The organism is Brucella pecoris, assembly GCF_006376675.1.
Lineage (GTDB): Bacteria > Pseudomonadota > Alphaproteobacteria > Rhizobiales > Rhizobiaceae > Brucella > Brucella pecoris.
Genome location: NZ_VEWK01000002.1, coordinates 463327 through 483244 on the forward strand (window position 1 = coordinate 463327; position 19918 = coordinate 483244).

Here is a 19918-nt window from a genome sequence, read left to right on the forward strand (position 1 = left end):
TGTCACCTCTCCACCAGTGCCATCTTGGCATTGAACCAGTTCATCAAGCCGGAAACGAACAGGCTGATGCCCAGGTAGATCACCATCCAGATCGCCACGACTTCGACCGCTTGGCCGGTCTGGTTGAGGATGGTTCCGCCAACCGCGACAAGATCAGGGTAGCCGATGGCGATAGCGAGCGACGAGTTCTTGATGAGGTTGAGATACTGGCTCGAGAGCGGCGGGATGATAATGCGCAGCGCCTGCGGAACGATGATGAGACGCATCGTCTGACCGGGGCGAAGCCCGACCGCATAGGCTGCTTCGGTCTGCCCCTTGTTGACACCAAGAACACCGGCGCGAACCGTTTCAGCGATGAAGGACGCCGTATAGAAGGAGAGAGCCAGAAACAGCGCCAGAAATTCCGGCTTGATCTGTGCCCCGCCCGTCAGATTGAAGGTTCCGAGCTTCGGCAAGTCGAATGAAACCGGAAAGCCCGTCGCAATCAGCGCCAATATTGGCAGGCCGATAATTAATGCAATTGATACACGTATCGTATGGAAAGGCTTTCCCGTTGCCATCTGGCGGCGTTTTGCCCAGCGTGCAACGATAACAGAAGCCACGATGCCGATGAGAAGCGCCACGGGCAGAAGCCATGCCCCCTCGCCCCAAACAGGCGCAGGCATGAAGAAGCCGCGATTGTTGAGGTAGGTGCCAAGCGGAAGTGCAAAACTGTCGCGGGCCTGCGGCAGGACGGACAAGACGCCGAAATACCAGAAGAAGATGACGAGCAGCGGCGGAATATTGCGGAAGACTTCTACGTAGACCGTGCAGATCTTGCGGATCAGCCAGTTGTGCGAAAGCCGACCGATGCCAACCAGAAATCCGAGGATCGATGCCGTGACGACACCGAGCGCAGCAACATAAAGCGTATTTACAAGGCCGACCAGAAAAGCCCGGCCATAGTTTGAATCGCTGTTGTACTGAATGAGCGTCTGGCTGATATCAAAACCAGCGCGACCATTGAGGAAACCGAAGCCGGAAGCAATGTTTGCGCGCTGCAGATTGGTGATCGTGTTGCCCACGATCCAGTAGATTGCGCCAATGACCGCACCAAAGACAAGGACCTGATAGAAGATGCCGCGAATTCGCGGATCGTACAGGAGCGAAGTTCCGCCGCTGTCCTGGCGACGTTCAGTTGCAGAATAGGAAGCCATATGTTTCCTGTGCCTCTCGGCCGGCCACATCGACCTCGAACAAGAACGGCTGGCCGCATTTGCGGAGCAGTTTCTGACGTCGAGGCGTTGAATGCCGAACCGTTCGGTCTTGCCGTCCCCTGCACAGGCTCATCTCGAGCTTGCGGGCCTGCAAGACGCGGTTGAATTCCGAAAAGCAGCTTGTCAGCATTCAAATGCCCGCCAGATGCGGAGGCATTAGCAAACGGACAAACCGCAGAGCCGACAAATCCGGCGGGTGCTACTGCACCCGCCTGATGATCAGTCTGGAGAATAACGCCCGTTAGCGCACGGGGATGCCATATTGCAGGCCACCCTTGTTCCACTGGGCATTGATGCCACGTGCAATCTTAAGCGGGCTGCTGGCGCCGATGTTGCGCTCGAAAATTTCACCGTAATTGCCGACGCCCTTGACGATCTTCACCACCCAGTCATTGTCGAGACCGAGATCGGTGCCAATCTTGGTATCCGCCTCTACACCGAGAAGACGCTTGATGTCCGGATTGTCGGATTTCTTCATCTCTTCGACATTGGCCTGCGTAATGCCGTATTCCTCGGCGTTGAGCAGCGCATTATGCGTCCAGCGAACGACATCCGCCCACTTGGCATCGCCCTGACGAACGGTCAGACCGAACGGCTCCTTGGAGATGATTTCTGGCAAGATGACGTGATCGTCCGGATTGGCGAGCGCCAGACGAACCCCATAAAGACTGGACTGGTCGGTCGTATAGGCATCGCAACGACCGGAGTCGTAGGCCGCGTTGGCTTCTTCGATCTTCTCGAAGACAACCGGATTATATTCCATCTTATTGGCGCGGAAATAATCGGCCATGTTCAGCTCGGTTGTCGTACCAGCCTGAACGCAGATGGACGCACCGGAAAGCTGCAATGCGGAATTGATGCCCGACAGCTTCTTCGAATTGATCATGAAGCCCTGGCCGTCAAAGTAGTTGATGCCAGCAAAATCGAGGCCGAGCGCAGTGTCGCGGCTGATGGTCCACGTCGTGTTACGGATCAGAACGTCCACTTCACCCGACTGCAGGGCCGTGAAACGTTCCTTGGCGTTCAGCGGCGTGAACTTCACCTTGGTTGCATCGCCGAAAATCGCAGCAGCCACAGCGCGGCAATAGTCCACATCGAAGCCAGACCACTCGCCCTTGTCGTTGGGCGAAGCAAATCCAAGCAGGCCCGTGTTAACGCCGCACTGCAGAAAACCTTTCGCCTTCACATCGGAAAGCGTGTCTGCGGATGCTCCCGAAGCGACACCAAACAGCGCCGCTGCACCCAATACACCCGTCATAAGAGTTTTTTTCATCTGGCCTGCAACCTTTTTTGTTCCCTGGAGAACGCCGAACCGTTGGCCCATAGCGTCTCTTGTTGCTTTGTTTTTTGCATAAACCCATTGGAAAAGCCGCGTGACCTCCCAAGCCCATGCCTACAGCAGATTGCCCTCGCCCGAGACCGCTATCCGGTCTTCGATTTTTGTTTTTGAGCGCAGTGACAAACCTGTCGCCTTCACAAGTCGTATCGAAGGCGAAATTTTGCCGTTGGTCAAGGCATTAACGTAGTCCGGTGTACAGACGTCTCAAAAAGATGAGGGAGAAATATTCAGAAATTTACACGGTTTCCCGATTTCTGGGTAGAGCCCTTCACAGGTGAAACCTTTACCGCACCCATGTGAGATACAGCAATTTAGTTCATTTAATACAAATACTTATTTATCACTACCATCCAAGATACACGACACTATTGACAACCCTTGGTAGAAATCAAACGCGCGGCATTGCGCTTTCATCATCCAAAGAAAAAATAATATTTCGCGTCGCCATATAGCGGGCAACCCACCAGGTCGCCACGAAGCCGATTGTCAGACCTGCGAGAACGTCAGTCGGATAATGCGCGCCCGCCGCAAGCCTGCTGATCCCGAAGAGAATACATACGGTGACAGTCAGGATGCGCCAGCGTGGCAGGAATATCCAAAGCGAAACCATCATGATGCCCGCCATCATGGAATGGCCGGATGGAAAGCTCTCATAAAGAAACTGCCCCTTGAAGGGCGAGAAATAGGCAGCCCCCACATCGTCAAGGAGAAACGGGCGCGCCCGGCCTATGGCGAGTTTGCCGATCTCAACGGGAATGCTCGCGACGACGATTGACGTCAACGTGAGCGTTGCCCAACTGTGGAGCTTCACGAACCAGGGCCTTGCACCGGCACGCAGTTTCGGCGAGAGCAGCATCGCCGTGACGAGCCACACGACCATACATATCGCGAGCCAGACTATGGTGCGAATCGCATCTGTGACCGCCCGCAGAAATTCCATGATGAGATTGGTGCTTTTCGCCGTGACCCGAATAATGTCCGCATCCCACAGATGCAGCACGAGTATGATGAAAGGCAGAAGCACGACGATTGCGGTCATTTCAAGCGTCCAGGAGGACGGCGTGCCCTTGTCGGCCGGGCGCAGAAGAGCCTGAAGGAGTTCAATCGCGGCGCGAAAGGGATAAAGAAAAATGCTTCCCGTGCTTGACGCCACCATATTGGAAATATCCTTTCACAAGCTTCTTACGCAACAAACAGCGCGCGAGGTTGCATCCAGAACGCGCGCATCCTATCCAAGTATTCAAAGTTTCCGCCGCAAACGGAATCGCAGATCTTTTTGCCGCAGCCGACCTTGATGCGACCCGGCAGAATGCTCTCTTTCGAGAAGTGACGGGCGAGAATCGGCGGCGAGAATCAGTGGGATAGCATGCAACATGGTGTGGAGGCATTTTCGTGACTAAGCAGCAGGGCAAGACAGAGAAGCTGGGTATAAACACACGGCTCGCTCACGACGGTTATCAGCCACGCGACTATCATGGCTTCGTCAATCCACCCATTGTCCGCGCCTCGACTGTGCTTTTTCCAGATGCGGAAACGATGGTGACCGGCGGCCAGAAATATACCTACGGGACGCGCGGCACGCCGACCAGCGATGCACTTTGCACAGCAATTGACGCGCTGGAAGGTTCGGCGGGCACTGTCTGCGTTCCATCCGGGCTCGCAGCGGTTACCATTCCGCTTCTCGCTTTCCTGTCGCCGGGCGATCATGCGCTGTTTGTCGATTCGATCTACAATCCGACCCGTCATTTTGCCGATACCATCCTGAAGCGCATGGGCGTGGACGTCGAATATTACGATCCGGAGATCGGTTCCGGCATCGCAAAGCTGATGCGACCGAACACCAAAGTGGTGTTTACGGAATCGCCTGCGTCGAACACGTTCGAAATGCAGGACATTCCGGCCATCGTTGAAGAAGCGCACAAGGGCGGCGCCATCGTCATGATGGACAACACCTGGGCAACCCCGCTTTATTTCAAGGCGCTCGATTTCGGCGTGGACATTACCATCCATGCCTCGACCAAATATCCATCCGGCCATTCCGATATTTTGTTCGGCACGGTTTCGGCCAATGAAAAATGCTGGCCGCAGCTTCTGGAAACCCACGGGACGCTTGGACTGTGCACGTCGGCTGACGATACCTACCAGATCCTGCGCGGCATGCGGACCATGGGCGTGCGGCTGGAACATCACCGCAAGAGTGCCATGGAAGTTGCGCGATGGCTTGAAAGCCATCCGGCAGTCGACCGTGTCCTGCATCCCGCACTGGAAAGCCACCCCGGCCATGAAATCTGGAAGCGTGACTTTTCCGGCTCCTCCGGCATTTTCTCCTTCGTGCTTGCCAGTGGCGACCAGAAAGAAGCGCATGCGTTCCTCGATGCACTGAAGATTTTCGGCCTTGGTTATTCCTGGGGCGGCTATGAAAGCCTCGCCGTTCATGTCCGTCTCAATGACCGGACAGTAGCAAAGGGCGACTATCCGGGGCCGGTGATCCGGCTACAGATCGGACTCGAAGACGTGCCGGACCTCATTGCAGATCTCGAAAAAGGTTTTGCAGCGATCTAAGCCGGTTTTGCAGCGGTCATCTTGCGTGACCGCGCTCGAACCGTCTTTTTTGCCGTCTTCAAGGGTTTAGGCTCTCTTTCGGAGAGCCCTTCCACAACAGCTTCTATCATGGTGCAGGCAACGAAATCCGCCTGTATTTCTTCCCGCAGTTCTTCACGGTCAGCGGAACGCGCTTCGTTCGGGTCATGCCACAGCACCACGCCTATACGCACAGACGGCCGCAGCCGTCGCAGACGGCGTACGGCAAACCGGGCGTGGCGCGCCGCCTGCCGATCCAGAAAGCAGATAATCAGCGTATCCCTTCCGGAAATGTCCAGCGCCCTGAGATTTGCCGGTTTCAGCGCATCATGCGCGACGGCTTCTGCTGAAGCGCCCTGTACGGCAAGCACCTGCGCCAGCATGATCGCAGCCGTATCGTCGAGCCCTTTCCTGCCCCCGAATGTCAGAAGCGACCGGCCTTCTCCAGAAGGAAGCTCAAGATCGGAAGCACTGTCATCACCGTCCGGATTCTCAATCGCTATCTCTTCGTCATCGCCTTCTTCCTCACTTGCAATCTGTTCCAGATTGGCCACCAGCGTCTTCGTGCTTTCGGCAACGATCTGAAGTTGCGGCTCGGTCAGAACGCCACGGAGACGGTCCCGTTCTGCCATCAACAGCGCCGGAATAGCGACCGAGCCGTAAAACTCGACCAGGTACTTGCGCTCCAGCATTTCCTCGGCATTGTCCGTAGCCTCATCCGGATCGCCAGCCAAAAGGCGTTGATACAGACGTTCTTTCGGATCAAGCACAGGTTCGTTGCCAAACAGAATTTCCAGAAATTCAAACTGCGGCACGTGACGTCCCAACACCACGAGGCAGACCGTCAAAGGCGTTGACAGTACAAGTCCGACAGGCCCCCACAGCCATGTCCAGAAGATGGCAGATACAATGATCGCAAGCGGTGAAAGGCCGGTGCGAGAGCCATAAAGCCACGGCTCAATCACATTGTTTATAAGAAGCTCGATGATGACGAAAAGCCCGATCGTCCAGAGCAACAAGCTCCAGCCCGGAGCAACGGCAAAGGCGAGGAACAGCGGCAGGATCGCCGCTATGACCGGACCGATATAGGGGACGAAACGCAAAACGATCGCCAGCATGCCCCACAGAGCCGCGTTCGGAATACCCAGTATCCAGAGCCCGAGAGCGAGAGGCACACCGTAGGTGATATTCACCACAAGCTGGGTCAGCAGATACTGACCAACCCGCTTTCCCGCATCCTGCAAGGCTTCGGTTGTGCGGTGAAGATCACCATAGCCGACCAGCCTTATGAAGCGATCCCGCAGTTCCTCCCGTTCGAGCAACATGAAAATCACAACAACAACGACAAGACCCGTTGTCGCCAGCGGGCCGATAAGTGGTTCGATGATGCTCCGAAGCGTTTCAACCGGATGGCGCGGTGCAAATATCTGGACGAGGAGCGGCTTTTCCTCCGGTTGGTCGGAAGGCAGAGCCTGTGTATTTTGTTCGGGTCTGTTGATTTCAGTGCCGATGCGCTCGGCAAAGCGGTTGAGCCTGTCAAAGAAACTGTTGTCGGAGCTTGCTTCCTTGAGGGTCCTGATCTTCTCGATGATGTTGTATTGATAGAGCGAGATATTCTGTCCGACTTCGGAGACCTGAAAGGCAACCACGGCGCTGAATACAGCCACGATCAGGAAACCACCCGCCACGCTGGTAATCACGGCAAACAGTCGCGGCAGACCTGCCCTGCGCAGAAAGGCGACAATCGGCGCCAGTGCAAATGTCAGCAGCACGGCTATGGCCAGGGGGAGAAAGACGTCTTTTGCAAAATAGAGAATAGCAACGGCAACGGCCATTGCCGCCAGCGTCGGCAGGCGTGGTGGTGCAGTCGTGACAGAACGCACCGCAGAATCCGGATTGTCGATACTCTCCATGACCCCCTCTTCAGCCGTCTTGGAATATTCGGCTTGTTAGCCGCAATAACTGAACAGGAGGCTTTCGGTTCCATGCCCCCGTGGAACAGACAACAGATTAAATTAGAATATACTAATAATAATAGTACCAGAAATATTCTGGTTCCAATGGAAGTAAATATTAATATAATTAAAATATCGGCCTTTTCTAAATTGCGGTAAGTACTGGAATTTATGGGGAACTGCTTTGTCGTTGATGCCAGTAAAGAAATTTATCAATCATAGCCTACACAGATCACTTCTCATTCTACTTTTAGTGGTGATTTCATCGGTTTCGTATGCCCAGCAAGCACCCAAACCGGTGCAGGTCGGCGTCTATGTCAGCGAGCCGTTCGTCAATAAGCAGGGCAATGCATATTCCGGTATGGCAATAGATATCTGGCAGGATATCGCCACGCGAATGAACCTTGCTTCGCAATATGTGGAATATCCGAACTATACTGAACTGGTAAAAGCCGTATCGGAAGGTAAGGTTGAAGCCGCCGTCACCAACCTGACCATCACAGAGCAGCGCGCCGAGATCGTCGACTTCACCCATCCGTGGTTTGACGCGGGCTTGCGGATCATGGTGCATACCGAAGCGGGCAACGGCTGGGACGATTTAATCAATCGACTTGATGATGCAGGGCATCTGGTGACCTATGGCTGGATTCTAGGTATCCTCATTGCCGCCACTGTATTGCTGACGATCTTCGACAGGCGTTTCGACGAAGGCTTTCCGAAGCGCTGGCGCGAGGGACTGGCGGAAAGCTTCCATCACGTCGTTTCCATTGCAACATCTGGCAAAACCTCGCGGAAAAACCTGTTCGGCTGGATGGGGCGCATCTGGCAAACGTTCTGGATGGTATTCGGCATAGCGATTATCGCCTACCTGACCTCATCGATTACAAGCGTGATGACCATCGCCCATATCGACAACAACATTTCGAGCCTTTCCGACCTGCAGGGAAAATCCGTTGGCGTACGTGCAGGCAGCGTCGCCGAGCAATTCCTGAAATCCCGCTCCATCGCGACAGTGCCTTTCAACCATATGCCGGAAGCCGTAAACGCACTCGTCAGCGATGAAATTGCGGCAATCGTGGGCGACGGACCTGTCCTGGAATATTACGCCCACCAGCACGCCGATCAGCCTGTCGATCTGGTCGGCAATATATTCAGTCCGGATAAATATGGCTTTGCCTTTCCGCGTCATAGTGAACTTGTCAAACCCGCGAGCGTAGCAATCATCAGCGCCCATGAGAATGAAGATGTTGCTAAGCTGAAAGCCAAGTATTTCGGACCGGAGAACTGATGGTGCAGACATGAAAAAGGCGGCCATTGGCCGCCTTTCTTCCAACACTGCGACTGATTTACCGGCCCGCGACAATGGATGAAATAATGCCGGTTGCGATGCTGATCATCATGTAATCGTTGTTGACCTTGACCCAGTGATAGCCGCGCGGCGGCTTGCGCAGCTTGTAGCCCGAATAGTTGTTCACGACGTGACCGCGATAGTTTGGCGGCAGACGGTTGCCCTTCTTCCAGCTCTGGTGACGGCGGTTGTCATACTTACGCGCGTCATATTTCGGACCGCCCTTGTGCATCTGGCTGTGAGACGGCTTGCCATGATGCGACGGATAGGATTGTGCCATCGCAGCAGGCGCTGCGAGGAAGGAAAAGGCAGTAAGAGCAATAACGATCGGCTTCATATCGGCTTCCTTTGTTATGTTCGATGAAGCGAAAATACGCCTGCTAATGTGAATGCCAAGTGAATGCTCCCATTAAATAAATTTAATGATTTCATATGATTAGTTTTCGTGAACCCGCACCCTGTCCGAAAACCGCTTCACACTTTTCGCGATACGCCCTCGTCCCAAGCCGTCAACATGCATTTCCCATCCGTCTAAAATGCGCTAGGAAGAGGCCAAATTCATGCGCACTCCCTTAATGGGGTTACGTGTCAGAGGACTACATCATGATGAACTGGGTTTTCATTTTGCAAGGCGTTATCGCGATAGGATTGGCCGGGCTGGCCATTGCAGTCATCCTGCGCCATCGTCGCCATTGACGCTGTTACGGTTTGCGATATTTTTCGTACGGACCCATTAGTCCCGACGCAACCGAACACGAAATCAATCGTTTAAGCTTTATCTGACATTTTCTCAGGAGGAGACAGGGATGCGGAAAGTGGCGCTTGGGCTGGTTGCTTTGCTCGCAATAACGGGCTGCACGACCACGGAAAAGGATATTTCGATCGGCACCGGCGCTGGTGCCATTATAGGCGGCATTGCCGGTGGCGGACGCGGCGCGCTTATCGGTGCCGGCGCGGGCGCGTTGGGCGGTCTGCTGGTGCGTGAACTGCGCAACGGCAATTGCCAGTATCGCGACCGTCACGGCCGCATGTATGTGGCTCGCTGCAGGCGATAGTCCCAGCAATCAGCAAGGATCATCGAAAGCGCCGGTTCTCCGGCGCTTTTTTGTTGTTCAACATCCACAACCTGTCCGCCCGGATTGGAACCTTCATTCGCCGGTATCGTTTTAGAAGCAATAGAGACAGTTCAGGGAGAACTCCGATGAAGCTTGCTCTCAAAGCCGCCCTTATTGCTGTGGGTGTATTTGCTGCGGGCGCAGCGCAGGCGGCGAACGCTATATCCACCACCAATCTCAATATTCGCACCGGCCCCGGCACGCGCTATGCAACGCTGGGCTCCATCCCCGGCGGAGCGCCAGTGACCGTGCAGGGCTGCACGTCCGGCTATGGCTGGTGCCAGGTCAGCTACGGCCCGACCTATGGCTGGGCGTCTTCGCGCTATCTGGCATTTCGAGAGGGATCGTCCGGCGGTTATTCCGATGATTTCGGCAGAACAGCAGCGCTCATCGGCATTCCGCTTATCGCTGGCGTCGCCATAGGTTCTGCACTCAATGATCGTGACGACTATTGGTATCGCGATCGCCGGTACTATCGGGACAGACATTGGGATCGTCGTGGATGGCGTGACCGTCCCAACTGGCACGGACGTCCCGGCAATCATGGGCCGCGGGTTTACATGAGACAGCGTGGATCGGACGGCCCGCATGGGCAATAACTGACACGGCAACAAAAACGGAAACGCCGCGAAGTGCTTTGCGGCGTTCTCTCGTTCTATCTTTGCTGGATGGCCGCGCGGTGTCTTATGGTGCCATCGGGTAACTTCGTGCCATAGGGTGACAAGGCCAGCTTCGTTGAACTTCAAGAGCAGCATCGCTTCGAATTGGTCGATGGTTCCATCAAGGCGAATGAGGGTTGTCGCCATTGCCAGCACAGCCGAACTCTCTTCAGCAACCCCCTCTTGCACATCATAGTCAACCCTACGGATCGTGCTGCGGAAGCCATTGAGAAAATTTCGCGACACCGTGCCAGCCTTCACCTCGAATTCAAGGTGTCGCACCGCAAAAAAGGCTAAGGCATTTCAGAACGTTAAAGGGGTGAAAAATCGAAGTGGCGATCCCGACAGGATTCGAACCTGTGACATTCAGCTTAGAAGGCTGACGCTCTATCCAACTGAGCTACGGGACCTCGCCTTTCGAAAAAGGTCGAAATACTTCGATGAATGCAAGGCTTTTCCAGCAAAGCCTTGCTGAACTATCGCAATGCCCGACCTGAAGCAATCGTCAGGTCATACAGGCAATCAATGCGTCCAGGGTATCGTCCGGTCGAAACGGAAATTGTCCGAATAAGAAACCTTGCGGCGCTTCGGCTCATTCGGCTCGATAATGCGGTATGCGATGCCGTTGCGCTTTGCATAATCAACAGCTTCTTCCTGAGTGGCGAAGAACAGTCGAATCTGGCTCTTCATATCGCCGGAAGAGGTATAGCCCATCAATGGCTCGACCATACGCGGGCTTTCCGGCTCAAACTCCAGAAGCCACTGGTCTGTTTTAGCCTGACCGGACTGCATTGCAGTCTTAGCTGGACGGTAAATACGTGCAACCATTTGAAGAACCCTGAACTACTCTCTTGCTCCACACAGGAGCTGAAAATCCACCAAGCCAATAGTTTACACGCGAATGCATGTCAACGCGATAAAGACGCACGCCACAGCCTGAGCCAAGGCATTTATATATCGATCAATTCAAATCTTGGGGAAGATGGTCGGAGCGGCAGGATTCGAACCTGCGACCCCCTGATCCCAAATCAGGTGCGCTACCAGACTGCGCTACGCTCCGTCGCTTTTAAGCGGGTGCGGCTTCACTAGATAATCAAACGAGATAAAGCAAGAGGCAAATTTATCAGATTGCGCTTTTTCCTTTCAATCCGAACAGGATGGCCGGAAGAGCCGCCTTTTCCCATTCCTCATTCTCAATATGCCGATGCTTTTCCCACCGGAATGCAACTTGGGGCAGCAGAGACCGCGCCACCTGCAAGCAACCGGGGCGCTTTCCCGTCCGAAAGTAGCAGAATCAGCGAATTGACAGCGCTGGTAAAGTAATCTTACCAATTATCTGCCTACATAAATTAGCACTTCGTAATTCAACTGCCATTCGGGAGAGGATGGCCGTTCATCGCATAACCGTCGAAAAAATTACGACGGCACATTCGATATCAAGGAGAGAAACTGCATCACATCCAGGAAGGGAGGACCTATGCCCTGGAATCAAGTTTATGACCCTTTGGGGAGCATGTTCTGGTCGACATTGCTTGCCGCCTTGCCAATCGTCGTCCTGCTGGGCGGTATCGGCTTTTTCCACATCAAAGCGCACACCGCAGCCATACTTGGTCTTCTGACGGCGCTTGTCATTGCGGTCGTAGGATTCGGAATGCCGGCCGATATGGCCGGTGCCACTGCCGTTTATGGCGCCGCCTACGGTCTTCTGCCCATTGGCTGGATCATTCTCAACGTCATCTTTCTCTATCGGCTGACCGATCAGACCGGCCAATTCAATATTCTGCGTGATTCCATTGCCGGTATCACGCCGGATCGTCGTCTCCAGCTTCTCTTTATCGCCTTTTCGTTCGGTGCCTTCTTCGAAGGTGCCGCCGGTTTCGGCACACCTGTCGCCGTGACGGCTGCGATGCTGATGGGCCTGGGTTTCGCTCCCCTGCCCGCGGCTGGCCTTTCACTGATCGCCAACACGGCGCCAGTCGCCTTTGGCGCGCTTGGAACACCGGTCATCGCGCTTTCGGCTGTAACGGGAATCGACCTGTTGCAGCTCTCCGGAATGATCGGACGCCAGTTGCCGCTCTTCTCCGTCATTGTGCCTTTCTGGCTGATCTGGGCATTTGCCGGACGCAGAGGCATGCTGGAAGTCTGGCCAGCGCTGCTGGTCGCGGGCGTGGCCTTCGCCATTCCACAATATCTCGTATCCAACTTCCACGGGCCCTGGCTGGTGGATGTGGTCGCTGCGATCTGCTCGATGGCAGCTCTCGCAGGCTTCCTGCGCATCTGGCAGCCGAAGCGGATCTGGACATCGACCGGCAAGGAGGGCGAAGAGGATTCGGTACCCCTGGCGGCACCGCCCAAACATTCCACCGGAACCGTTTTCCGGGCATGGACTCCCTGGCTTATCCTGTCGGTGTTCGTGTTCCTCTGGGGCACGCCGCAAATCCGGACATGGCTCGATTCGCTCTGGATCTGGAAAATGCCGATCCCCTATCTGCACAACCTGGTGTTCAAGGTTCCACCCGTCGTTGCCGAAGCGCATTCGGAAGCTGCGATTTATACGCTCAATCTGCTTTCAGCCACCGGCACGGGTATCCTGCTCTCGGCTGTGGTCGGCGGACTGGTGCTCGGCTTCAACCCGCTGAAGCTTCTGAAGGAGTATGGCAAGACCGCCTATGTGGTTCGCTTCTCGCTGATCACGATCTCGGCCATGCTGGCGCTTGGCTATGTCACGCGCTATTCAGGCACCGATGCGACCCTCGGCCTCGCTTTCGCCCAGACTGGCTGGGTCTACCCGTTCTTTGGAGCGATGCTTGGCTGGCTCGGCGTTGCGCTGACGGGTTCCGACACGGCGTCGAACGTCCTGTTCGGCGGCTTGCAGAAGATCACAGCGGAACAGCTCGGACTGTCGCCTGTCCTGATGGCGGCGGCGAACTCCTCCGGTGGCGTGATGGGCAAGATGATCGACGCTCAGTCCATCGTCGTCGCCTCGACCGCGACGCAGTGGTACGGACATGAATCGAAGATCCTGCGCTATGTGTTCTTCCATTCCATTGCGCTTGCCGCGCTCGTCGGCCTTCTGGTGATGGCTCAGGCCTATCTGCCGCCATTCACCTCCATGGTTCCGACCGAAACACTACCGGCCATCACGCATTGACGTGACGTGACCACAAGGCGAACCCACGCGAGCACCCCTCGCGTGGGTTTCTGTTTTTCAGCGAAGCCTTTCGTGAAAGCCTCTTCGGGGGAACCAAATCGCGCGTGCATGCGTTCTCACTTCATTATCAACCGACTGGAGACTGAATGTGAATAGAAACGGACTTTATCTGATTATTGGCGCGCTGATTGTCGTGGCTGCGGGTCTTGCGGTTTATGTCTATCGTGAAGAGACCAAACCCGCCGGAATTGAGATGAAAATCGGAGAAGGTGGTGTTTCCATTCAGGAAAATTGAGATCGAAACAAAGTTATAAACATATAAACCGATTAAGATTTCAAACGCTTACGCTTTGTGATGCAACGTTTCCGCTTCCGCTATGTTATTTGGGTCACCAGATAAAACGGAGGACCGAAATGGGTATCCAGACTGTTTCCGACGAGCTTTATCGTCGTCATGAACGCGAATGGGCAGAGCTGCGCAACGCGGTTGAAGCAAGCGAAGCCAACCAACGGCAGCAGGAGAAGGCTTCCGGCCAGACCTCTTGCGATGACAAGACGTCTGGGCACCAGTAAGTCTTCACCAATCCACCTTGAAACGCCGCGAAAGCGGCGTTTTTTGTTTCCGCTTCATCGTTCAGGCTGCACCCACCAGATGCTGCGGTAACCAAATGCGAAGGAACAATTGGTAGCGTCTCCCCATCGCGATTCGAACAGGAGACAGACGATGGCTGCACGAAAACGCACCACCCGCTCGCCCAAGCGCTCCACAAAGCGCTCGGCCAAGTCGTCGGGCAAGTCTTCCGGCGCGTCCACCCCCGTTCTCGCGCTTGCCGCAATCCTGGGTCTTGGTGCCTTCAGCCTGTGGGCAACCTCCCAGCACAAGAGCCCGCAAGCCGCGATAACAGCCCTGTTCCAGCGCCCCGCCTCCAAGCCGAGCACACAGCCGGTAGCACGAACCGAGCCAAAGGCGGCCGTCACCAACAAAGCCCCCGAAAGCAAGGCTCCGTCGAAGGATTATGGCGCTGCTGTCGGCCCTGTGCCGCGTCCATCGGCGCCCATTGTGGCACCCGCACCGCAAAAGCCGGTGCAGCAGGCTGCAATCCAGCCCGCCACCCCGCCGCGCCCCACAAATCAGGTTGTCGTATCCCCGCCCGCCGCTGCGCTGCGCTCAATGCCGCCGCGTGGCGTCAACACTCCGGCAAGCTCCCCATCGGTGATTTATGCCAAGTCACGCCTCACCATTCATAAGAATGCCTGGAACAAGTCACCGTCTATCGGTGTCGTGGAAAAAGGTCGTGAGATGCGCTCCTATGGAAAGACCGGACGCTGGCATCGCGTGATCGTCCCCAAGACGAACATGATCGGCTGGGTCCATGAAGATCAGCTCGTCGGCGGACGCAACAAGCCGGACAGCGCAAGCCTGATAACCGGCTCGATTGCCAGGAAGACACAAACTGCAACGGCAGCCGCACCAAAACAGGCTCCAAATCCAGCGCATTCACGCATGGAACCGCCCAAAGCTGTCGGCCAGAAAAATTAATCCAGACCACGCGCCATTGCTTCGAGCTGCCGGTCGCCCGGCAGATAATTGAATCCTGCTTCAATCAGTGACGAACTGTCTGCGACCAGATCGCCATAAAGCTGGTCGTAAAGACCGCTTTTGCCCGCTGCAGAAAGCACGATTCGCATGAAGATCGGCGGAACAGGGACAAGGCGCACTGGTTTTCCCAAGGCAGCACGCAGCTTCGTTACGAGCTCTTTTGTGGAACGCGGTTGCGGTTCGGCAAGATGAAACACCTGCCCAGCAACCTTTTCCGCAGGCGCAACGCTTAAGAATGTCAGCGCGCGGGCGACATTCTCAAGTGACACGAAGCTGCGCCTGTTGTTTGCCAGACCGAACGGCAGCGGCAGTCCGCTATCGCAAAGCTTTATCAAGGCCATCAGGTTCGCCCGCGCTCCGGGACCGTAAACGAGAACCGGGCGCGCGATGACGACCTCAATCCCGTTGATTTCGCGCAGATCGGCTTCCGCCTTTGCCTTGGCGCGCCCATAATCATCGCGCGGTTTCAGCGGCATGTCGGGCGTCAGCGGCGACGGGTTTCCGGCAATCGTATAGATCGTGGATACAAACACGAAGCGCTTTACGTCGGCAGCTTTTGCCTTGGTGGCGAGTTCCACGGCCAGTCGATGATTGACCGCATCGAATGTATCTGCATCCGGTCGTTCTGCGCCGGTGCGGTGAGCAAGAGCTGCACAATGAACGACCGTTTCCACACCTGAAAAATCCGGATCAGACAGTTCATTCCGGGACAGAGGCAGGACATCATGCCCTTCCCTGCCCAGCATTTGAGTGAGTGCGCTACCGATAAAACCACCCGCCCCGGTAACCGCTATCTTCATCCTCAGCGATCCGGCTGTTCGCTGCCCGCCAGAACCTGTGCGGCAAGCGTGCGCGTGATGCGGCTTTTCTGCTCAAGCGCCGCCCGGTCGAGCTTGTCAACGATCAGGATCGCCGACAAAAGCGAGCGCTCGATCCGGCTCACCAGATAGGCGACGACATGCGGCTCGACACTCACCTGCCGGTCCGCAAAAAGCTTGTGAATGACCCCGGAAAGCAACAGATCGTCCGGTTCTGCAATTTCCACCACGGTTGCAGCCTTGAGACGCGAGGCAAGATCGGGGAGTTTGACGTTCCAGTTGGCTGGCCACAGGCGGGAGGTCATGAGCAGAGAAGGCCCAAGCCCCTGAGCCGCATTCTGCCGAACACTGTTGATGAGATGGAAAAGCCCGGTTTCATCGAAAGGCGCCGCACCGATATCATCAATCAACACCGGATATTCGGCAGCGCCGTTCACGGCTTCCTCGGTGATATTCGAAGGATCGACCAGAAGCGCACCCGTTCCGGCGCGCCAGATTTCGGCCAGATGCGTCTTGCCCGATCCTGTGGGGCCGGCAAGAATCGTGACAGGCGACAGCCAGTTCGGCCAGCGATCGATCAGATCGACGGCGGCACGGTTGGAGCCGGTGACGATCATGTCTTCCCGATGATAACCGGGCTGATGCTCAAGATTCAACGGAATCTGGCGCGGTGCCTCACGCATCGCAGCCTCCTGCAAATCCTGTTCCAAGTCCTGCCCGGTTACGACCCAGTCTCATTTCTCTTTGCCCGCATTCTCGCCTGCCTCGATCAGCGGCCCGGCATCGGGGTTCGGCTGATGATAGGCAGGATCATACATCGGTGAGTGGAGATAGCTATTCAAAGCGAACCGCACAAGCACCCCGACTGCAGCCGCTGCGGGCACAGCCACCAGCATTCCGGTGAAACCGAACAGCGAGCCGAAGGCGAACAGAGCGAACATGAGCCAGACCGGATGCAGCCCGACGGATGACCCGACGAGCTTCGGCTGGAGGATGTTGCCTTCCACGAACTGACCAAGGAAAAAAACACCTGCGACGGCACAGATCATGATCCAGTCTGGCCAGAACTGGACCAGCGCCACACCGATGGCGAGCGCCAGGCCGACAAAGGAGCCGATATAGGGAATAAAACTGATGAGACCGGCGAAAAAACCGATCAACAGGCCGAAATTGAGCCCGGTCAGGGTAAGACCGATTGCGTAATAGGTTCCCAAAATGAGGCAGAGCGTTCCCTGCCCGCGAATGAAACCGGCGACGGCAGCGTTCATCTCACGTGCGATGCGGCGCACGGTGTGAAGCTGGCGGCGCGGCACCCATGAATCGATGCGGCTGACCATGCGGTCCCAGTCCAGAAGCATGTAGAACGCGACCACCGGAGTCACGACAAAAAGGCCCGCAATATCGATCAGCGATTTCCCCGAATTCCACAGGGACTGGAGCAAGGTCGACATGAAACTGGCGCCCTGCTGGAGCAAGGAACTCAGATTCTGCTGAATGACGGAACTGTCAATGCCGATATATTTCTTCAGCCATTGCGAATCCTCATTCGCCAGCAGCGACTGTAGCTGACTGATGTATTCGGGGATTTTTGAAATAAAGTCAGCAAGCTGCGTGGCCAGAATCGGTACGACAATCATCAGACCGAGGACCAGAGCCATCAGAAAGATGAGCAGGATCACGATCGTGGCAGCAAGCCGTGAAAGGCCAAAACGTTCCAGCCTGTCTGCGACAGGGTCGAGAAAGTAGGCCAGCGCCATTCCAGCAACAAAGGGCAGCAGGACCGAACTGAATACGACGAGGAACAGGACAAAGACTGCGACAGCTCCAACCCAGAATATCGCCTGACGGCGTACCGAAGAGCCAGTCAGCGCGCCGACTTCCACATTGACGTGAATGTCGCCATCGCGAACTGTCGCTTCCGACTGACGGATCGTTCGGCTGGCGCTCGAGCGCGTGGGTGTCGGTTTCTTGACCATAGGCGTTTTATTTTCCAGGAAACGTATTGGATAAAGCCGTCCTGATAGCAGAATGGCGTTACGGATATGTTAGTGCGACCGGGAACAAGTTAGAACGGTCCGTGAGGATTGCAATGTCTGTGCGAAAAGCCTGACGAAACACAACCTTCTATCGCAAGAAGAATGATCCATCGTGTTTCCAGGCAGAATCCTGCGCTATTTCGCTCTTTTCCGGCTTTGTGGCCTTGCGGGCAGCGCCGTCTCGTGCCATTGCGCGCACATTCTCTGTTTATCGCATTTTTTCCTGAGCAAAACCGTTACACGCTTTTGCCGAAAATGCATTAAACAACGCGTGGATAAGCACCCAGTTTCAGGAGCAGGCCATGACCATGGAAAAAAAGTCCGCCGATAAGCCAGTTGGCAAGAACGGCCTGACCTATGCGCAGGCTGGTGTCGACATCGATGCCGGTAACCTGATGGTCGAGAAGATCAAGCCGCTCGTGCGTTCCACGCGCCGCCCCGGTGCGGACGGAGAGATTGGCGGCTTTGGCGGCCTGTTCGACCTCAAGGCTGCTGGCTTCAAGGACCCCGTACTCGTTGCCGCCAATGACGGCGTTGGTACCAAGCTGAAGATCGCCATCGATGCCGACAAGCACGACACGGTCGGCATCGATCTTGTTGCCATGTGCGTCAACGATCTCGTCGTGCAGGGTGCAGAACCGCTCTTCTTCCTCGACTATTTTGCGACGGGCAAGCTTTCGCCGGATCAGGGTGTCGATATTGTTGCGGGCATCGCCGAAGGATGTCGGCAGGCCGGTTGCGCGCTGATCGGCGGCGAAACCGCTGAAATGCCCGGCATGTATCGCGACGGCGATTACGATCTTGCCGGTTTCGCGGTTGGTGCGGCTGAACGCGATCGTCTACTGCCACGCGGTGACATTGCCGAAGGTGACGTCATACTCGGCCTCGCTTCCTCGGGTGTGCATTCCAACGGATTTTCTCTGGTGCGTCGCATCGTCGAACTCTCCGGCCTCGGCTGGAAGTCCGATGCACCGTTCCAGCCGGGCGCGACGCTCGGTGAAGCGCTGCTCACCCCGACACGTATTTATGTGAAGCCGCTCCTCGCTGCGATCCGCGCTTCGGATGGTATCAAGGCGCTGGCGCACATTACTGGCGGCGGCTTTCCGGACAATATTCCGCGCGTCCTGCCGGAAGGTCTTGCTACCGAAATCGATCTTGCGTCCATTTCCGTTCCGCCGGTTTTCTCCTGGCTTGCCAAGACGGGCGGCGTCGAGCCGAACGAAATGCTGCGCACGTTCAATTGCGGCATCGGCATGATTGCCGTCGTGAAGCCTGAGAAGGTCGAGGAAGTCGTGGCTACCCTTGCCGCTGAAGGCGAAAAGGTCGTCACGCTGGGCCGGATGGTGAAGCGTGAAAAGGACGGTGTCATCTACAAGGGCACGCTTTCGCTATGAGCCGCAAGCGGGTCGTCATCTTCATTTCGGGCGGCGGCTCCAATATGGAGGCGCTGATCCGCGCCGCTGAAGCGGCCGATTTCCCAGCAGAAGTCGTGGCGGTTTTCTCCGACAAGGCAGAAGCTGGCGGCCTTGCCAAGGCGCAGGCTGCCGGTATTGCCACGCAGGTTTTCAAGCGCAAGGAGTACGCCTCGAAGGATGCGCATGAAGATGCCATTCTGGAAGCGCTTGCCGCGTTGCAGCCGGATATCATTTGCCTTGCTGGCTACATGCGTCTTCTGTCAGGCCGCTTCATTGCTCCTTATGAAGGTCGCATTCTCAACATTCACCCTTCCCTGCTGCCGCTTTTCCCCGGACTGCATACCCATCAGCGCGCGCTGGATGCGGGCATGAAAGTCGCAGGCTGTACCGTTCATCTGGTGACGGAAGGAATGGATGAAGGTCCAATTCTGGCACAGGCGGCGGTACCAGTACTCGCTGGCGATAATGCCGAAGCGCTTGCAGCCCGCGTTCTGAAAGCAGAGCATCAGCTCTATGCGCTGGCCCTACACAAATTTGCCGGTGAGCGAGGCAACCAGCCGGATTTCACCGGTGCGATGGTTCTCAGTGCGTGATAGCGCGCGACAAATTAATCACAGCCCAATTTTTTTGTTAATAAAACTTTAAT

19 protein-coding genes and 2 tRNA genes are annotated in these 19918 nt (G+C 55.9%); 10 read left to right on the top strand and 11 right to left on the bottom strand.

The window, feature by feature from the left end; translation table 11 throughout:
* Nucleotides 1-2: 2 nt before the first annotated feature.
* From FIB18_RS05595 to lpxE, 3 genes are all read right to left on the bottom strand, one after another.
* Nucleotides 3-1196: an amino acid ABC transporter permease gene (locus FIB18_RS05595; RefSeq protein ID WP_140019802.1), complete on the bottom strand. Its 1194-nt coding sequence runs from the start codon at nt 1194-1196 to the stop codon at nt 3-5.
* A 301-nt stretch (nt 1197-1497) separates the two neighbouring features.
* Nucleotides 1498-2529 carry an amino acid ABC transporter substrate-binding protein gene (locus FIB18_RS05600; RefSeq protein WP_140019803.1) on the bottom strand — a complete coding sequence of 344 codons (1032 nt, stop codon included), beginning with the start codon at nt 2527-2529 and terminating at the stop codon, nt 1498-1500.
* A 454-nt stretch (nt 2530-2983) separates the two neighbouring features.
* Nucleotides 2984-3751 (bottom strand): lipid A 1-phosphatase LpxE, encoded by a 768-nt coding sequence (gene lpxE, locus FIB18_RS05610; RefSeq protein ID WP_140019804.1) that lies wholly within the window; start codon nt 3749-3751, stop codon nt 2984-2986.
* Nucleotides 3752-3987: 236 nt separating this feature from the next.
* Between lpxE and FIB18_RS05615 the strand changes: the two genes are divergently transcribed.
* Nucleotides 3988-5157, top strand: a complete 1170-nt coding sequence (locus FIB18_RS05615) for a cystathionine beta-lyase (protein WP_140019805.1) — start codon at nt 3988-3990, stop codon at nt 5155-5157.
* Here FIB18_RS05615 and FIB18_RS05620 read toward each other — a convergent pair.
* A complete protein-coding gene (locus FIB18_RS05620; protein ID WP_140019806.1) occupies nt 5154-7088 on the bottom strand; it encodes an AI-2E family transporter in 1935 nt (644 codons plus the stop codon). The two genes, FIB18_RS05615 and FIB18_RS05620, sit on opposite strands and share 4 nt — an antisense overlap.
* A gap of 235 nt (nt 7089-7323) precedes the next feature.
* Here FIB18_RS05620 and FIB18_RS05625 point away from each other — a divergent pair, with 235 nt between their 5' ends.
* The gene (locus FIB18_RS05625; RefSeq protein WP_235894836.1) at nt 7324-8418 is read left to right on the top strand and encodes a transporter substrate-binding domain-containing protein; all 1095 of its coding nucleotides are present in this window, start codon (nt 7324-7326) and stop codon (nt 8416-8418) included.
* Nucleotides 8419-8476: 58 nt separating this feature from the next.
* On the opposite strand, the gene FIB18_RS05630 is transcribed toward FIB18_RS05625, so the two are convergent.
* On the bottom strand, nt 8477-8815 hold the full coding sequence (locus FIB18_RS05630) for an RcnB family protein (RefSeq protein WP_140019808.1): 339 nt from the start codon (nt 8813-8815) through the stop codon (nt 8477-8479).
* A 469-nt stretch (nt 8816-9284) separates the two neighbouring features.
* On the opposite strand from FIB18_RS05630, the gene FIB18_RS05635 reads away from it, so the two are divergent.
* Both FIB18_RS05635 and FIB18_RS05640 read left to right on the top strand, forming a co-directional pair.
* Nucleotides 9285-9533, top strand: coding sequence for a YMGG-like glycine zipper-containing protein (locus FIB18_RS05635; RefSeq protein WP_012092366.1), 249 nt, complete (start codon nt 9285-9287; stop codon nt 9531-9533).
* Between the two features lie 146 nt (nt 9534-9679).
* Nucleotides 9680-10192: an SH3 domain-containing protein gene (locus FIB18_RS05640; RefSeq protein WP_140019809.1), complete on the top strand. Its 513-nt coding sequence runs from the start codon at nt 9680-9682 to the stop codon at nt 10190-10192.
* Nucleotides 10193-10585: 393 nt separating this feature from the next.
* Here FIB18_RS05640 and FIB18_RS05650 read toward each other — a convergent pair.
* The 3 genes from FIB18_RS05650 to FIB18_RS05660 form a co-directional block, all read right to left on the bottom strand.
* Nucleotides 10586-10662: transfer RNA gene (locus FIB18_RS05650), tRNA-Arg, on the bottom strand.
* Between the two features lie 112 nt (nt 10663-10774).
* Nucleotides 10775-11080: an ETC complex I subunit gene (locus FIB18_RS05655; protein ID WP_140019810.1), complete on the bottom strand. Its 306-nt coding sequence runs from the start codon at nt 11078-11080 to the stop codon at nt 10775-10777.
* Nucleotides 11081-11235: 155 nt separating this feature from the next.
* Nucleotides 11236-11312: transfer RNA gene (locus FIB18_RS05660), tRNA-Pro, on the bottom strand.
* Nucleotides 11313-11729: 417 nt separating this feature from the next.
* Here FIB18_RS05660 and FIB18_RS05665 point away from each other — a divergent pair.
* The 4 genes from FIB18_RS05665 (at nt 11730) to FIB18_RS05675 (ending at nt 14943) form a co-directional block, all read left to right on the top strand.
* Nucleotides 11730-13403: an L-lactate permease gene (locus FIB18_RS05665; protein WP_140019811.1), complete on the top strand. Its 1674-nt coding sequence runs from the start codon at nt 11730-11732 to the stop codon at nt 13401-13403.
* Nucleotides 13404-13551: 148 nt separating this feature from the next.
* Nucleotides 13552-13698, top strand: coding sequence for a hypothetical protein (locus tag FIB18_RS05670; protein ID WP_010661698.1), 147 nt, complete (start codon nt 13552-13554; stop codon nt 13696-13698).
* 119 nt (nt 13699-13817) lie between these two features.
* Nucleotides 13818-13976: a hypothetical protein gene (locus FIB18_RS24955; protein ID WP_010661697.1), complete on the top strand. Its 159-nt coding sequence runs from the start codon at nt 13818-13820 to the stop codon at nt 13974-13976.
* A gap of 151 nt (nt 13977-14127) precedes the next feature.
* Nucleotides 14128-14943, top strand: coding sequence for a hypothetical protein (locus FIB18_RS05675; RefSeq protein ID WP_140019812.1), 816 nt, complete (start codon nt 14128-14130; stop codon nt 14941-14943).
* Here the strand turns inward: FIB18_RS05675 and FIB18_RS05680 are convergent.
* The 3 genes from FIB18_RS05680 to FIB18_RS05690 are packed head-to-tail and all read right to left on the bottom strand — an operon-like array spanning nt 14940 to nt 17797.
* Nucleotides 14940-15803, bottom strand: a complete 864-nt coding sequence (locus tag FIB18_RS05680) for an NAD-dependent epimerase/dehydratase family protein (protein ID WP_140019813.1) — start codon at nt 15801-15803, stop codon at nt 14940-14942. The genes FIB18_RS05675 and FIB18_RS05680 overlap by 4 nt on opposite strands.
* Nucleotides 15804-15805: 2 nt before the next feature.
* On the bottom strand, nt 15806-16504 hold the full coding sequence (gene hdaA / locus FIB18_RS05685; RefSeq protein ID WP_140019814.1) for a DnaA regulatory inactivator HdaA: 699 nt from the start codon (nt 16502-16504) through the stop codon (nt 15806-15808).
* A 51-nt stretch (nt 16505-16555) separates the two neighbouring features.
* On the bottom strand, nt 16556-17797 hold the full coding sequence (locus FIB18_RS05690; protein ID WP_174977390.1) for an AI-2E family transporter: 1242 nt from the start codon (nt 17795-17797) through the stop codon (nt 16556-16558).
* A 362-nt stretch (nt 17798-18159) separates the two neighbouring features.
* On the opposite strand from FIB18_RS05690, the gene purM reads away from it, so the two are divergent.
* Together purM and purN are read left to right on the top strand one after the other, a co-directional pair.
* A complete protein-coding gene (gene purM / locus FIB18_RS05695) occupies nt 18160-19251 on the top strand; it encodes a phosphoribosylformylglycinamidine cyclo-ligase (RefSeq protein WP_140019815.1) in 1092 nt (363 codons plus the stop codon).
* A complete protein-coding gene (purN, locus tag FIB18_RS05700) occupies nt 19248-19865 on the top strand; it encodes a phosphoribosylglycinamide formyltransferase (protein WP_140019816.1) in 618 nt (205 codons plus the stop codon). The genes purM and purN overlap by 4 nt, the downstream gene beginning before the upstream one ends.
* Nucleotides 19866-19918 lie beyond the last annotated feature (53 nt).